Annotated in this window: 12 protein-coding genes; 4 read left to right on the top strand and 8 right to left on the bottom strand. The window is 55.7% G+C overall.

Going from position 1 to position 14,856, the window contains the following annotated elements:
• Window positions 1-215: 215 nt before the first annotated feature.
• Window positions 216-1,880, top strand: a complete 1,665-nt coding sequence (locus I2123_RS17570; protein WP_213051134.1) for a methyl-accepting chemotaxis protein — start codon at window positions 216-218, stop codon at window positions 1,878-1,880.
• Between the two features lie 79 nt (window positions 1,881-1,959).
• Here the strand turns inward: I2123_RS17570 and ybfE are convergent, their stop codons facing one another.
• The gene (ybfE, locus tag I2123_RS17565) at window positions 1,960-2,241 is read right to left on the bottom strand and encodes a LexA regulated protein (RefSeq protein WP_056772022.1); all 282 of its coding nucleotides are present in this window, start codon (window positions 2,239-2,241) and stop codon (window positions 1,960-1,962) included.
• Between the two features lie 255 nt (window positions 2,242-2,496).
• On the bottom strand, window positions 2,497-3,285 hold the full coding sequence (gene ybfF / locus I2123_RS17560) for an esterase (protein WP_112169001.1): 789 nt from the start codon (window positions 3,283-3,285) through the stop codon (window positions 2,497-2,499).
• Between the two features lie 238 nt (window positions 3,286-3,523).
• Here ybfF and seqA point away from each other — a divergent pair, with 238 nt between their 5' ends.
• The 3 genes from seqA (at window position 3,524) to I2123_RS17545 (ending at window position 6,644) form a co-directional block, all read left to right on the top strand.
• The gene (seqA, locus tag I2123_RS17555; protein WP_112169000.1) at window positions 3,524-4,072 is read left to right on the top strand and encodes a replication initiation negative regulator SeqA; all 549 of its coding nucleotides are present in this window, start codon (window positions 3,524-3,526) and stop codon (window positions 4,070-4,072) included.
• A gap of 24 nt (window positions 4,073-4,096) precedes the next feature.
• Window positions 4,097-5,740 carry a phosphoglucomutase (alpha-D-glucose-1,6-bisphosphate-dependent) gene (gene pgm / locus I2123_RS17550; protein ID WP_213051133.1) on the top strand — a complete coding sequence of 548 codons (1,644 nt, stop codon included), beginning with the start codon at window positions 4,097-4,099 and terminating at the stop codon, window positions 5,738-5,740.
• Between the two features lie 172 nt (window positions 5,741-5,912).
• A complete protein-coding gene (locus tag I2123_RS17545; RefSeq protein WP_213051132.1) occupies window positions 5,913-6,644 on the top strand; it encodes a PadR family transcriptional regulator in 732 nt (243 codons plus the stop codon).
• Here I2123_RS17545 and kdpE read toward each other — a convergent pair.
• The 6 genes from kdpE to I2123_RS17515 are packed head-to-tail and all read right to left on the bottom strand — an operon-like array spanning window position 6,634 to window position 14,577.
• Window positions 6,634-7,323: a two-component system response regulator KdpE gene (kdpE, locus tag I2123_RS17540; protein ID WP_112168997.1), complete on the bottom strand. Its 690-nt coding sequence runs from the start codon at window positions 7,321-7,323 to the stop codon at window positions 6,634-6,636. The two genes, I2123_RS17545 and kdpE, sit on opposite strands and share 11 nt — an antisense overlap.
• Complete coding sequence (kdpD, locus tag I2123_RS17535) at window positions 7,320-10,019, bottom strand: two-component system sensor histidine kinase KdpD (RefSeq protein WP_213051131.1); 2,700 nt, start codon at window positions 10,017-10,019, stop codon at window positions 7,320-7,322. The genes kdpE and kdpD overlap by 4 nt, the downstream gene beginning before the upstream one ends.
• A 54-nt stretch (window positions 10,020-10,073) precedes the next feature.
• On the bottom strand, window positions 10,074-10,667 hold the full coding sequence (gene kdpC / locus I2123_RS17530) for a potassium-transporting ATPase subunit KdpC (RefSeq protein WP_112168996.1): 594 nt from the start codon (window positions 10,665-10,667) through the stop codon (window positions 10,074-10,076).
• A gap of 21 nt (window positions 10,668-10,688) precedes the next feature.
• The gene (kdpB, locus tag I2123_RS17525; RefSeq protein WP_213051130.1) at window positions 10,689-12,755 is read right to left on the bottom strand and encodes a potassium-transporting ATPase subunit KdpB; all 2,067 of its coding nucleotides are present in this window, start codon (window positions 12,753-12,755) and stop codon (window positions 10,689-10,691) included.
• A gap of 43 nt (window positions 12,756-12,798) precedes the next feature.
• Window positions 12,799-14,487, bottom strand: coding sequence for a potassium-transporting ATPase subunit KdpA (gene kdpA, locus I2123_RS17520; protein ID WP_213051129.1), 1,689 nt, complete (start codon window positions 14,485-14,487; stop codon window positions 12,799-12,801).
• Window positions 14,488-14,577 carry a K(+)-transporting ATPase subunit F gene (locus tag I2123_RS17515; protein WP_101075733.1) on the bottom strand — a complete coding sequence of 30 codons (90 nt, stop codon included), beginning with the start codon at window positions 14,575-14,577 and terminating at the stop codon, window positions 14,488-14,490.
• Window positions 14,578-14,856: the final 279 nt, after the last annotated feature.

The following is a 14,856-nucleotide window of genomic DNA, read 5'->3' as shown; positions in this document are numbered from 1 at the left end:
AGCAAAGTGAAGAAATAATCCGACACACTCCTTAAGTTTAAGCACGTCCAGCCGATAGATGATGCGAGAGCAATCTCAACATAATAAAGAAATCGATGCCCGGAGAGGTGTTCAAACATGTCCAGAGGCACCCGTCCGCTGGTTACGTGTCTTGATTCTCCGCATCCCCCTCAATCCTCAGACCAGAAACAGTCATGTTTCGAGAGAGGCATATCGTGCAGTTTTTGAAAAACATTACCATCAGGACCGCTTTATTAATCATTCTTGGCGTTTTTTGCGTCATGTGGGCCGGTGTATCGCTTTACACCGTCAACTCGCTTAACACATTGACCCAAAACACCAGGAACAGTTCCGAACTCGTCAACAATATGGCGCTGATCAGCAAAGGAAATGATCAGTATTTTCGCACCGTCACCCGCTTGAGCCGAGCCGTCTCACAGCTTCAGGCCGATCCGACCAAAGGGCCGGAAATTTTTGATACCGCAAAACAGTCTCTCGATGGCCTGACTCAGGCTCTGGCGGGATTTAAAGCCGCGGCACATCCGGGCCTGGAAGAATCTGCAGTTCAGGAGTTGCTTGCCAGCTGGGAGAGTCTCGTTGCCCAGGGTGTCACCCCGTTGTTTGAGGCTGCCAGCAGCAAAAATATCGATGTGTACAATCAGTTAGCGAACGCCACCGTTCCGCCACTGAGCCGTGATTTTGGCGCGGCAATGCAAAAAGTCAGCAACCAGATTGCGGTGGATTTCAGCACGGCACAAACGGAATCTAACCACCTGACCTACGTCAGCAAAGTGATTCAGATCACCGCATTTATTATCGGCCTGATAATTTTACTGCTGACCGATCGTTATCTGGTGATGGCGCTGGTGAAACCGCTGGATAAGATCCGCGATCAGTTTGCACTGATTGCCAGCGGTGACCTGACAAATCACATGGAAGAGTTTGGTAAAAACTGTGCCGGTAAGCTGATCCCGTTACTCAACATCATGCAGGCCAGTCTGGTAAACACGGTGCAAACCATCCGCAACTGTACCAACAACATCTATCAGGGGGCTTCTGAGATTTCTGCCGGTAATAACGATCTCTCTTCGCGTACGGAAGAGCAGGCCTCGGCGCTGGAAGAAACGGCGGCCAGCATGGAAGAACTGACCGCAACGGTGAAACACAACGCCGACAACGCCCATCACGCCAGCCAGCTGGTGATTGAAGCGTCCGGCACCGCCCGCAAAGGCGGTAACATTGTGGCCGACGTTGTCAGCACCATGAAAGATATTTCCGGCAGTTCGAAAAAGATTGCTGAGATAACGTCCGTCATCAACAGCATCGCTTTCCAGACTAACATTCTGGCGCTGAATGCCGCGGTAGAAGCCGCACGCGCAGGCGAACAGGGGCGCGGATTTGCCGTCGTCGCCAGCGAAGTGCGCAATCTGGCACAGCGCAGTGCGCAGGCAGCGAAAGAGATTGAGCAGCTTATCAGTGAATCGGTTTCCCGCGTTGACAGCGGATCCAAACTGGTGGAAAACGCGGGGCAGACTATGGACGAAGTGGTGCGTTCGATTACGCATGTCACCGATATCATGGCGGAAATCGCGTCTGCGTCCGATGAGCAAAGCAAAGGTATCAGTCAGGTAGCCGTAGCCGTCACGCAGATGGACAGCGTCACACAGCAAAACGCCTCGCTGGTGGAACAGGCATCTCAGGCCGCCGTTTCTCTGGAAGAGCAGGCCGCGTTGCTCAATAACGCCGTTGCGACGTTCAAACTGCGAGACAACGTTACGCGCGTCGGGTCAAAACCTGCTGGGATGATTTCTGCGCCATTATTACGGCCTGATACGGGAATGGTTTCTGCGAAAAGTTCGGAAAACTGGGAAACGTTCTGAGTGATGCAGTGAAGTAAAATATTGAGCAGTATAAAGAGAAAAAACAAACGGGTAGCCTGAGAAGGTTACCCGTTTTCAATCAGCCTTCATGACCGTTAAGATGCGCCAGCAGCATCTCTTCAATCAATTCGCTACGACTGATATTGCGTTCTTCTGCCAGCTTATTGAGTGTATCAACAGCATCGGCGTTCATTTTCAGCTCGACGCGACGCAGACCGCTCGCTTTATCGCGGCGTAACTGGTTGCGCTTGTTGATCCTGAGCTGTTCATCACGGGATAGCGGATTAGTTTTTGGACGCCCCGGACGGCGGTCATCTGCGAACAGATCAATCGTCGTGCGATCCAGTTGTTCTTTTGCCATAGGTAGCGGTACAACCAGGGAAGTTTTTACATCGGAAAACGGCAAGCCGATTCCTGACGAGCGTTTCACACATTACGGGCTAAGAAACCCTGACCCAATTCACCCCCCGCCACTCAACCTGAGCGAAACGGGGCGGCAAAATTATAGCGCGCAATCATACCCTAGCGCGCCAGGAGTTCACAACGCCTGATTGCCCTGATTTCATGATAACTTCTGAAGTTGTGCAGACTTTTTGCACAATTTATCCCCAGGATGTTAAACCTCAGGCGAATCGATGAATCGATGCACAGCGCGCAGTACGGCGTCAGGTTTTTCCGCGTGAACCCAGTGACCGGTTCCGGCGACCACATAGGCTTTTGCCTGCGGGAACTGTCGGGCGATATCTTCACGGTAGGCGTCCTGCACATACGGCGACAGGCCGCCGCGAATGAATAACGCCGGGTGATCCCACGCGGGCACGTTCTCCCAGCCGATAATCGTTTCGTATTCACTCATCAAAACCGGCACGTTGAAACGCCATTCTCCCTGCTGGAATGATTTCAGCAGAAACTGGATCACGCCGTCTTCCTTTATATGCTCTTGCATGGAGGCGGTGGCGGACGTGCGATCGCGCGCACCGGCGGCGGTCACGGCATTGATCGCAGCAAAAATTTCGTCGTGGCGGCGGGTGTGATAATCCACAGGGGCGATATCAATGGCGATCAGCTTTTCGATGCGGTCCGGGATAAGCGCCGTCAGCGCCATCGCGGCTTTTCCGCCCATGGAGTGGCCGATAACGATGATTTTTTGGAAACCGACTTCTTCTAACGTTTCCACCAAATCCTGCGCCATCGCGGCGTAGGACATCTCTTGCGAGCGCCCGGACTGGCCGTGATTACGCAAATCTACCTGCAACACTCTATGCTCTTGTTTCAGGTCGCGGGCCAGAACCCCCAGATTATCGAGGGTTCCGAACAAACCGTGGATTAACAAAACCGGCAGGGCTGTGCTGCCAGAGACTTCAGGTTCTTGCAGGCGATAATGTAATTTCATGGCGAAGTTCATACAGATAAACAATCTCATTAGGTTATCATGAGTGGCGGATAATTTTTAAAACAGAAAGTTTTCTGCCAGATGCCTGAGCGGGATTTTACTACGTGGAGAAGAACAGGCCGGGGCCAGCATGCAGCGAAAGGTAATAATTCTGCTTTTTGCTTCGCGGCACGATTCCCTGTTTGTAAACGCGTAGAAATTTGTATAATCCTTTTGAACAAATTAAGTAGAAAAACAGTACTGGATAAAGATGAAAACTATTGAGGTTGACGAAGAACTCTACCGCTACATTGCCAGCCACACACAAGCTATCGGTGAAAGTGCGTCTGATATTTTGCGCCGTATGTTGAAGTTTACTGCCGGTCAGACCGCTCCTGCCGCGCCAGCGGCTAACATTCCGGGCACAGTCGTTCAGGAAAAACCGGCTGCCGTTGCGGCACCGACGTCGCGTGATAAAGTCCGCGCCGTTCGCGAACTGCTGCTTTCCGATGAATACGCCGAGCAGACCAAAGCGGTGAATCGCTTTATGCTGATTCTGTCGACCTTGTACAGCCTGAACGCGAAAGAATTTGCTGCTGCGACCGACTCTTTGACCGGCCGCACGCGCACTTATTTTGCCGGTGACCAGCAAACACTGCTGCAAAACGGCATCCATACCAAGCCTAAACACGTTCCAGGAACGCCGTATTGGGTTATCACGAATACCAACACAGGTCGCAAACGCAGCATGATCGAACACATCATGCAGCTCATGCAGTTCCCGGCGGAACTGACTGACAAAGTGTGCGGCACCCTCTAATTTCAGCGTCAGGGAGAAGCGCCAGTGGCTAATCACCCCCGTGCAGGGCAACCTGCTCAGCAAAGCGATTTGATCAATGTGGCGCAGTTAACGTCACAATATTACGTTCTGCAACCGGACCCACAAAATACCGCGCATGCGGTGAAATTCGGGACCTCCGGCCATCGCGGTAGTTCGTTGCGTCACAGCTTTAATGAAGCGCACATTCTGGCGATTGCTCAGGCGATTGCCGAAGTGCGCAAAGAGCAGGGCACTACCGGTCCGTGCTACGTGGGGAAAGATACCCATGCATTGTCCGAACCGGCATTTATCTCTGTGCTGGAAGTGCTGACGGCCAACGGCGTTGACGTCATCGTGCAGGAAAACAACGGTTTCACCCCAACTCCGGCGGTGTCTCACGCTATCCTGACTCACAACCGCAAGGGTGGCGCACTGGCTGATGGCATCGTCATTACCCCGTCGCACAACCCACCGGAAGACGGCGGCATCAAATATAACCCGACCAACGGCGGTCCGGCAGATACCAATCTGACGTCGGTTATCGAGAAACGTGCCAACGCTCTGCTGGCCGCAAAGCTTTCCGGCGTGAAGCGTCAGTCTCTGGATCAGGCGTGGAAAAGCAGTCATCTGGTCGAACAGGATTTGGTTCAGCCGTTTATCGAAGGCCTGACCGAAATTGTCGACATGGCCGCGATTCAGAAAGCCGGTCTGAAGCTGGGTGTGGATCCGCTCGGTGGCTCCGGTATCGAATACTGGAAGCGTATCGCTGAGCATTACAAACTGGATCTGACGCTGGTGAACGATCACGTCGATCAGACTTTCCGTTTCATGCATCTCGACCACGACGGCGTGATCCGCATGGACTGCTCGTCTGAATCCGCAATGGCCGGTTTGCTGGCGCTGCGTGATAAATTCGATCTGGCCTTTGCCAATGACCCTGACTACGACCGCCACGGTATCGTGACGCCTGCTGGTCTGATGAACCCTAACCATTATCTGGCCGTGGCGATTCAGTATCTGTTCCAGCATCGTCCGCAGTGGGGCAAAGACGTCGCCGTCGGTAAAACGCTGGTTTCAAGCGCAATGATTGACCGCGTTGTCGAAGATTTGGGGCGTAAACTGGTTGAAGTACCGGTCGGTTTCAAATGGTTCGTTGATGGTCTGTTTGACGGCAGCTTCGGTTTTGGTGGCGAAGAAAGTGCAGGGGCTTCTTTCCTGCGTTTCGACGGTACACCGTGGTCGACCGACAAAGACGGCATCATCATGTGCCTGCTGGCCGCGGAAATTACCGCAGTGACCGGCAAGAATCCGCAGGAACATTACAACGAACTGGCCGCCCGCTTTGGTGCGCCAAGCTACAACCGCATCCAGGCGCCTGCGACTCACGCTCAGAAAGCCGCGCTGTCAAAACTTTCCCCTGAGCAGGTGAAAGCCGACACGCTGGCCGGTGACCCGATCACCGCCCGTCTGACCAATGCACCGGGTAACGGCGCATCGATCGGCGGTCTGAAAGTGATGACCAAAAACGGCTGGTTCGCGGCACGTCCGTCCGGTACAGAAGAAGCCTACAAAATCTATTGTGAAAGCTTCCTTGGTGCAGAACATCGTGAGCAAATCGAGAAAGAAGCCGTAGAAATCGTCAGCAAAGTGCTCGCCGACGCAAAATAAGCCGGTTTCTTCATCTCATCAAAAGCGCTGATTACTCAGCGCTTTTTTTTGTCTGCGATTTAGGAAACAAAAAAGATATATCTAAATGCGTCTTCCCGCTTGCCACATCTTAAAATTCGATCTAGTTTAGATATATCGAAATAATTCGATATATCTAAATAGGACATAAAATATGTTTAGCAAAATGTTTGAAGGCCGTCATCGCGGTCACACAAGCAGGGAAGAAGGGCACCGCGGCCATTGCCGTCATGAATCAGACATGAGCGGTCACAGCGAACGTCATGCATTGCGCCGTGACGGACGTCATCGCGGTGAAGAGCATGGAGAAGAAGGGCGTGCGCGTCGCGGTGGTCGTGGCGAAGGTCGCCGGGGCGGTCCTCGCGGCGAACGCGGTGTGCATCGTCTGTTCGAGCATGGTGATTTACGCCGCGTTCTGCTGGCGCTGGTGGCCAAGAAACCGAGTCACGGGTATGAGCTGATCAAAGCCATCGAAGAAGCTTCTTCTGGCCTGTATGTGCCAAGTCCAGGGGTGATTTATCCGACGCTGACCCTGCTGGAAGAACAAGATTTTCTGGAAGCCGTGGCCACCGGAAATGGTCGCAAAAGCTATCAGTTAACCGAGGCCGGTAAAACCGAACTGGCGCAGCATCAGGATGCGGTGGACGTGATCTTTGCCCGTCTGGCCGGAGCTACCCGACCGAAGGAAAACAATCTGGCGGAAAGCATTCATGAGACCATGCATCGCCTGAAACATGCACTGCGCGGCAACATGATGCGTGATGATTTAACACCGGAGCAGGTACTGCGCGTGAGCGCGATTTTGCAGCAGGCGGCAGAAAGTATTGAAGCGGAATTTGCGCCCGTTAAAACCGACAATGACGCACCCGAAGCCCCTACGGCATAAAGCGATAGCCAACGCCGGTTTCCGTCAGTAGATGACGCGGACGGGTGGCGTCGGCCTCCAGTTTCTGGCGTAAATGCCCCATGTAGATGCGCAGATAATGGCTGTGTTCGACGTAATTCGGGCCCCAAACGTGGCTCAATAACTGACGCTGAGTAATGACTTTGCCGCTGTTTGCCAGCAACTCGGCCAGCAGGCGAAACTCGATCGGCGTCAGATGACAATCTTCACCGTTACGCTGAACGCGGCGGTTGATCAGATCGACAGTCACATCGGAAAACGTCACCAGCGGGCTTTCCTGCGAGCTGTTTGCCTGACGGCGCAGCGCCACGCGAACACGCGCCAGCAGTTCACCGACGCCAAACGGCTTGGTGAGAAAATCATCGGCACCGGCATCCAGCGCGGCAATCTTGTCTTCTTCGCGGGTGCGTGCGGACAACACAATGATCGGGATGGCGCTCCAGTGGCGCAAATCGCGAATATAGGTCAAGCCGTCACCGTCCGGTAAACCGAGATCGAGAATAATCAGATCCGGTTTTCGCGTGCCGGCCTCAATCAGCCCGCGCTGCAATGTTTCACTTTCAAACACCCGTAAGCCTTCCGCTTCCAGCGCTGTGCGCACAAAGCGGCGGATTTCTTTTTCGTCTTCAACAATCAAAATATTGATGTGGGATGCGGTCACGGGGCCTCGCCGATGTCTTTTTCCATGTCATTCTCCATATCAGGCAAAGCTTCCAGCGGCAGCCTGAAACGGAAACGCGCACCGCCGTTCAGGCCGTTTTCTGCCCAGATCCGTCCGTCGTGCACCTCAATAATGGCACGACAAATGGCTAATCCCAACCCCACGCCCGGAATGGCCGATTCTTTATTCCCGCGTGCGAATTTCTCAAAGATTTTTTGCTCGGTTCCCGCCGCAATGCCGGGGCCGTTATCCCAGACTTCGATCTCCAGCCATTCCTCCAGCGGCGTGGCTTTGATACCGATGGTTGCGCCGATCCCGGCGTATTTATGGGCGTTCTCCAGCAGATTGATCAGCACCCGCTCGATCAGGCTGGCATCGCAGTTCACCAGCACCATTTCTGGCGGTAAATCGATTTTGATATTGTCGTTCGCCAGCACCGGTTCCAGCATCCGTAACGCGCTGCCGGTGATCTCTTCAACCGACTGCCACTCTTTGCGCAGATTAAACCCGCCCGACTGAATACGCGCCATATCCAGTAAATTGTTCACCAGCCGTGTAGTGCTCAGCACCTGCTGGCGGATCTGGCTGGCCTGCGGTGCGTGCTTCGAGCCTTCCGATGCCAGATCCAGCGTCAGGATTTCCGCCTGTCCGAACAGAACGGTGAGCGGCGTGCGTAAATCGTGAGAGAGGGCCGAAAGCAGTGAGTTGCGCAGCTGCTCGCGCTCGGTTTCCAGCCGTGCAGATTCCGCACGTGCAGCCAGATGCAGGCGGTCGAGGGCATTGGCGATAAGCACGGTAAAGGTCTGCAACAAACGCTGCTGTTCCGGCACCAAGAGCTGGCGAATATTGGTGGGCTCCACCGCCAGCAGCCCGCAGGATCCGCCGGACGCCACCAGCGGCAGTAACTGATACGGCACGCCGGGCAGGGTATCAGTGCCTGCACCGGCGGGCAGTTTCTTATCGAAACTCCAGCGCGCGATGGCGTCGTCTACGACAATCGACGTGACTTCTCCGGCAGGCTGCGCCAGTTCGCCATTTTCCTGCGGCAGCAGAATGGCGGTTTTAGCGTGCAGGCTGGAGGAGATAAAGTGGCGGCTGGTTTGCGCGATGGCTTCCGGCGTCAGCGCCTGACTGAGGCTTTTCGACATCTCATACAGATGTTGTGCGCGTTTTTCGCGGTGGCGGGCGATACGCGCCTGATAACGTACACCGGCGGTGAGATTCCCGATCAGAATACCGACCAACAGCATCACGCCGAAAGTCACCAGATATTGCGCGTCGGTGACGGCGAGCGAGCCGCGCGGCTGCACAAAGAATAAGTCAAAACTGACGACGTTAATCACCGCCGCCAATACGGACGGCCAGCGGCCATAAAACAGTGCGACGATCACCACGCCGAGCAGATACACCATCACCAGGTTGGCCTGATCGAAGGCCGGGATAAGCCACTGTGACAGCACGGTGATCAGCGCACACAGCGCGACGGCCAGCGAACAGCCCCACAGCTGGCGGCTGAACCGGTCGGCAAACGTGCGTGAATCCTGCTCTTTACGTACCGGCGTGGCAGGGGAATCTTCCAGCCCGACGATAATCAGATCGAGATCCGGGCCGATATCCGCCAGCTTGTCGGCAAAGCTGCCGCCGGGTTTCCAGCGTTTTTCACGCCGGCGGCCCATCATGATTTTGCCCAGGCGATGTTCGCGGGCATAGCGCAAAATCGCCTGTTCTTCGTGCGGCTCGGAAAGCGTGGCAGTTTCAGCGCCCAATTCCTGCGCCAGTTTCAGTGAATGTAAAATCGCGCGGCGCTGGCCTTCCGGTAACCGGTGCAGACGCGGCGTTTCGACATAAACAGCGTGCCAGACGCAGCCGAGGCGCGCCGCCAGACGGGACGCGACGCGCACCAGTTTTTCGTTGCCGCCGCCATGCCCGATGCATAACAACAGCGCATCACGGGTGTGCCAGACGCGGTTGACGCCCTGATCGTCGCGGTATTCCCGCATCTGATCGTCAACGCGATCGGCGGTGCGGCGCAGGGAAAGTTCGCGCAGGGCAATCAGATTGCCTTTGCGGAAAAAGTGCTCGATGGCGCGTTCGGCCTGACCGGGAATATAGACTTTGCCTTCTTTCAGGCGCTGACGCAGGGAGTCGGGGGGTAAATCCACCAGCACCACTTCGCTGGCATCATCAAACAGACGATCGGGGACGGTTTCACGAATAATAATGCCGGTCACGCCGCTGACCACGTCGTTCAGGCTTTCCAGATGCTGAACGTTTACGGTGGTAAAAACGTCGATACCGGCATTGAGTAATTCTTCAATATCCTGCCAGCGCTTAGGATGGCGCGAACCGGCGGCGTTGCTGTGCGCCAGTTCGTCCATCAGGATCAGGGCAGGGCGGCGGGCCAGCGCGGCGTCGAGGTCAAACTCCTGCACCTGACGTCCGCGATGGTGAATGCGTTTGGGTGGCAATAGCGTCAGCCCCGGCAACAGAGCCTGCGTTTCCTGCCGCCCGTGGGTTTCCACCACACCGACCAGCACATCGAGACCGGTGGCGCGCAACCTCTGCGCTTCCTGCAACATGGCGTATGTTTTCCCGACGCCTGCGCAGGCGCCGAAAAAGACCTTCAGTTGCCCGCGCGGCTTCTCATTGGCGAGCGCCAGTAAGCTGTCAGGGTCGGGGCGGTTATCTTCTGTCATATTATCCTTCATACTTCGGGCCGCCTTCCTGCGACCCGAATTATTTTGGCTACATTAGTTGGCTTTCAGTTTATCCAGCGCCTGATTGAGTTTCAGCACGTTGACCACCGTCGGGCCGAGGTAACCTATCAGCGGTGATGATGTATTATCATCAATCAATTTATTCACTTGCGCCAGTGGCAACCCGCGGGCGGTGGCAATGCGCTGCCCCTGCCATTGCGCCGCTTCCACGGATATCTGCGGATCCAGCCCGCTGCCGCTGGCAGTGACCAAATCGACAGGCACCGTGGCGGAGCTTTGCGGGTTGGCTTTACGCAGCGCCGCGATACGGTCTTTCACCGCCTGATCCAGCGCCGGATTACTGGCCGCCAGATTGCTGCCCGCTGACGCCATCGGGTTATACGGCGAATCGGACGTGACTGACGGACGGCCCCAGAAGTACTCGTTGCGGGTAAAATTCTGCCCGATAAGCTCCGATCCGATCACTTTGTCGCTGCTGCCATTGATGAGTGAACCCCGTGCCTGCGAGCTGAACACCAGTTCGGAAACGCCGGTGGTCAGCAGGGGATAGGCCACGCCGGTGGCCAGCGTCAGCAGAACGGTCATCACCAGAGCCGGGCGAACATACGCAATACGTGTAACAGACATAATGGTCTTCCTTTTAATCAATCAGCTCAGGTGTAAAACGGTCAGGATCATGTCGATAAGCTTGATACCAACAAACGGCACCAGCAGACCGCCCACGCCATAAATCCACAGGTTACGGCGCAACAGCGATGCGGCGCTCATGGCTTTATAGCTCACGCCTTTCAGCGCCAGCGGGATCAGGAACACAATCACCAGGGCGTTGAAAATAACTGCCGACATGATGGCCGAAGACGGTGAGGTCAGGTGCATCACGTTCAGGGCATTCAGCTGCGGATAAGTTGCCGCGAACGCTGCCGGAATGATGGCAAAATACTTGGCGACGTCGTTGGCGATACTGAACGTGGTCAGCGAGCCGCGGGTCATCAGCATCTGTTTACCGATGTGCACCACTTCAATCAGCTTGGTCGGGTTGGAATCCAGATCCACCATGTTCCCGGCTTCTTTCGCAGCCTGAGTACCGGAGTTCATCGCCACCGCCACGTCAGCCTGTGCCAGCGCCGGGGCGTCGTTGGTGCCGTCGCCAGTCATGGCCACCAGACGGCCTTCCGACTGGTACTGGCGGATCAGCGCCAGTTTGGCTTCCGGCGTCGCTTCGGCCAGAAAATCATCGACGCCCGCTTCGGCGGCAATGGCTGCTGCGGTCAGACGGTTATCGCCGGTGATCATTACCGTTTTGATGCCCATCTTGCGCAGCTCGGCGAAACGTTCCTTGATGCCGCCTTTAACAATGTCTTTCAGTTCGACCACACCCAGCACTTTCGCGCCTTCGGCCACCACCAGCGGCGTACCGCCTTTACGCGCGACGGTTTCCACCAGCCCGTCGACGACTTTCGGGAACGTGCCGCCGTTGGATTCCACATGACGACGGATAGCGTCTACCGCGCCTTTACGGATATTGCGGTCGCCGACGTTCACGCCGCTCATACGGGTTTGTGCCGAGAAAGGGACGAAGGTGGCATTGAGCGAATGAATGTCGCGTTCGCGCAGATTAAAGCGCTGTTTTGCCAGCACCACGATACTGCGGCCTTCCGGCGTTTCATCGGCCAGCGAAGATAACTGCGCGGCATCGGCCAGTTCCTGTTCCGTCACCTGAGGGGCGGGCAGGAACTGCGATGCCTGGCGGTTACCCAGTGTGATGGTGCCGGTTTTATCCAGCAACAACACATCCACGTCACCGGCGGCTTCCACCGCACGGCCGCTGGTGGCAATCACGTTGGCTTCCAGCATGCGGCTCATTCCCGCCACGCCGATAGCCGACAGTAAACCGCCAATGGTGGTCGGGATCAGGCATACCAGCAGCGCGACCAGCACGGTCACGGTGACAGGAATACCGGCATGACTGGCGTCCACACTAAACAGCGAGAACGGATAAAGCGTGGCGGTTGCCAGCACGAAGACCAGCGTCAGGGCGACCAGCAAAATAGTCAGCGCCACTTCATTGGGTGTTTTGCGACGTTTTGCGCCTTCAACCATGGCAATCATGCGGTCGAGGAAAGTGTCGCCGGGGTTGGCGGAACATTGCACCACCAGCCAGTCGGAGAGCACGCGCGTCCCGCCGGTCACCGAGGAGAAGTCGCCGCCGGATTCGCGGATAACCGGCGCAGATTCGCCGGTGATCGCACTTTCATCCACCGACGCGCCGCCGACCAGCACTTCACCGTCGCACGGCACGGTATCCCCGGCTTCGATCAGCACCATATCGCCTTTACGCAGCTCGTCCGCCGCGACTTTAATCACCGGCGAATCCGGGCGCGGTTCATAAATTTTCTTCGCCCAGCTGGTTTTCTGCACGCCTTTCAGGCTCTGCGCCTGCGCCTTACTGCGGCCTTCCGCCAGCGCTTCGGCAAAGTTGGCAAACAGCACGGTGAACCACAGCCACAGCGACACGCTGCCGGTAAAGGCGGCGCTGCCGTCGGTGCGATGCATCAGGATCGCCAGCCAGATAACCGTGGTCAGAATACTGCCCAGATACACCACGAACATTACCGGATTGCGCCACTGAACGCGTGGATCCAGCTTTTTCGCCGCATCCCACAGGGCAGTGCGGATCAGGCGTGGTTCAAACAGCGCACGTTGTTTACGAGTCATTTTATTAATCTCTATATTCATTAATTCAACGAATTACGCAGCATTATTGTGCTGACCAGACCTGCAGATGTTCCGCGACCGGCCCCAGCGCCAGCGCCGGAATAAAGGTCAGCGCACCGACTAACAGTACGGTCCCGACCAGCAGGCCGATAAACAGCGGACCGGAGGTCGGCAGCGTGCCGTTGCCTGCCTGCTGACGTTTTTTCGCCACCAGCGAACCGGCAATCGCCAGCACCGGCAGGATCACGCCAAAGCGCCCGAAGAACATGCAGAACGCCAGCAACAGGTTATAGAACGGCGTGTTGACGCTGAGCCCGGCGAACGCGCTGCCGTTGTTGTTGGCGGCGGAAGAGACCGCATACAACACTTCGCTAAAACCGTGCGCGCCGGGGTTAAGAATACCCGCGCGACCTGCATCGGTGACCAGCGCCAGCGCGGTGCCGAGCAGTACCAGCGTAGGAGTGACCAGGATCGCCAGCGCAGTCATCTTCATGTCATAAACGTCGATTTTCTTGCCGAGATATTCCGGCGTGCGGCCAATCATCAGCCCGGCGATAAACACCGTCAGCAGAACGAACAGCAACATGCCGTACAGGCCTGAACCCACGCCGCCGAATACCACTTCACCAATCTGCATCAGCCACATCGGCACCATTCCACCGAGCGCGGTGAAGGAGTCGTGCATCGCGTTGACCGCGCCACAGGAGGCTGCCGTCGTCACCACCGCATACAGGCTTGAGGCGAGAATGCCGAAGCGACTCTCCTTGCCTTCCATATTGATGTTGCTGCTGGCTCCGAGCGCCGTGAAGTGCGGGTTACCCTGCAATTCGGCGTACATCACCACCACCACCGACACCACAAAAATCACCGACATCGCCCACACCAGTGCGTTGCCCTGACGGTTGTCACCAACCACGCGACCGAACGCAAAGCACAGGGCGCAAGGGATGATGAAGATCGCCAGCATCTGCACCATGTTGGTCAGCGCTGTCGGGTTTTCAAACGGATGCGCCGAGTTAGCGCCGAAGAAGCCACCGCCGTTGGTGCCCAGCATTTTGATCGCTTCCTGCGACGCCACCGGCCCCATAGGCAACGTTTGTTGCAGGCCTTCCAACGTGGTGATGTGCTGATAAGCTTCAAAATTCTGAATCACGCCCTGACTGACGAAGAACAGTGCCAGCAGGAAGGCCACCGGCAGCAGCAAATACACCGTGATGCGCCATAAATCCGTCCAGGCGTTACCGATGGTTTGCGCAGAAGGGCGCGCAAAGGCGCGGATCAGGGCAAACGCCACGGCGATACCGGTCGCAGCCGACAGGAAGTTTTGAACGGTCAAACCGACCATCTGGCTCAGATAGCTCAGCGTGCTTTCGCCGCTGTAGGCCTGCCAGTTGGTATTGGTGACGAAACTGACGGCGGTATTAAACGCCAGATCCCACGACAATCCGCCAAAATGCTGCGGGTTCATCGGCAACGCACCCTGAGCCATCAGCATGGCCATCAGCACGATAATCCCCAGAATGTTGAACACCATGATCGCCAGCGCGTACTGCCACCAGTTCATTTCAGCATCGCTGCTGCCAGATGTGCGTAATACCCCGTTTTCTACGCGCTGCAAAAATGCGCCAGGCTGTCCTTCAATAAGTTGAGCAATAAAGTTACCCAGTGGTTTTGCCAGCAGCAAAAGCACCAGCATAAAACTGGCAATCAGTAAGAATCCGGTTGCGGCCATTTAAAAATCCTCCGCATTCAGCAAGGCATAAACCAGATAGCCGAGCAGCAGAAGAACCAGCAATGCGCCGCAGATTACGCCAACAGTCACAATCCACCTCCACAGGTGTGTTTTTATGTTGGGAGGAGAATAAGAAAACGCGGGCAAAGATCCTGAAAAGAAAGGGGGCTTCGGTGTAAAGAAAGTATAAAAATGCGCAAATAAAAAACTAAATAGAAACGTTATAGCTGTATTTGGTTAACCATTTTGTAACTCAATTACACCGTCAGGTGGAAAATGGCGAAAATTTACACTTTAAAGTGGTCAGATGAGTGGTAAAATTTCAGCAATTGCCGTAAAATTTTTCACAACTTCCAGTTTCCATAAACT

Source organism: Rahnella inusitata, from assembly GCF_018288855.1.
Taxonomy (GTDB): Bacteria; Pseudomonadota; Gammaproteobacteria; order Enterobacterales; family Enterobacteriaceae; genus Rahnella; species Rahnella inusitata.
This window is presented reverse-complemented; position numbering and strand designations above follow the sequence as displayed.

Bases quoted from the DNA above. Each gene is read 5' to 3' on its own strand.
- ybfE (WP_056772022.1), bottom strand. From the start codon at position 2,241: ATGGCAAAAGAACAACTGGATCGCACGACGATTGATCTGTTCGCAGAT.
- ybfF (WP_112169001.1), bottom strand. From the start codon at position 3,285: ATGAACTTCGCCATGAAATTACATTATCGCCTGCAAGAACCTGAAGTC.
- seqA (WP_112169000.1), top strand. From the start codon at position 3,524: ATGAAAACTATTGAGGTTGACGAAGAACTCTACCGCTACATTGCCAGC.
- I2123_RS17545 (WP_213051132.1), top strand. From the start codon at position 5,913: ATGTTTAGCAAAATGTTTGAAGGCCGTCATCGCGGTCACACAAGCAGG.
- kdpD (WP_213051131.1), bottom strand. From the start codon at position 10,019: ATGACAGAAGATAACCGCCCCGACCCTGACAGCTTACTGGCGCTCGCC.
- kdpC (WP_112168996.1), bottom strand. From the start codon at position 10,667: ATGTCTGTTACACGTATTGCGTATGTTCGCCCGGCTCTGGTGATGACC.
- kdpB (WP_213051130.1), bottom strand. From the start codon at position 12,755: ATGACTCGTAAACAACGTGCGCTGTTTGAACCACGCCTGATCCGCACT.
- kdpA (WP_213051129.1), bottom strand. From the start codon at position 14,487: ATGGCCGCAACCGGATTCTTACTGATTGCCAGTTTTATGCTGGTGCTT.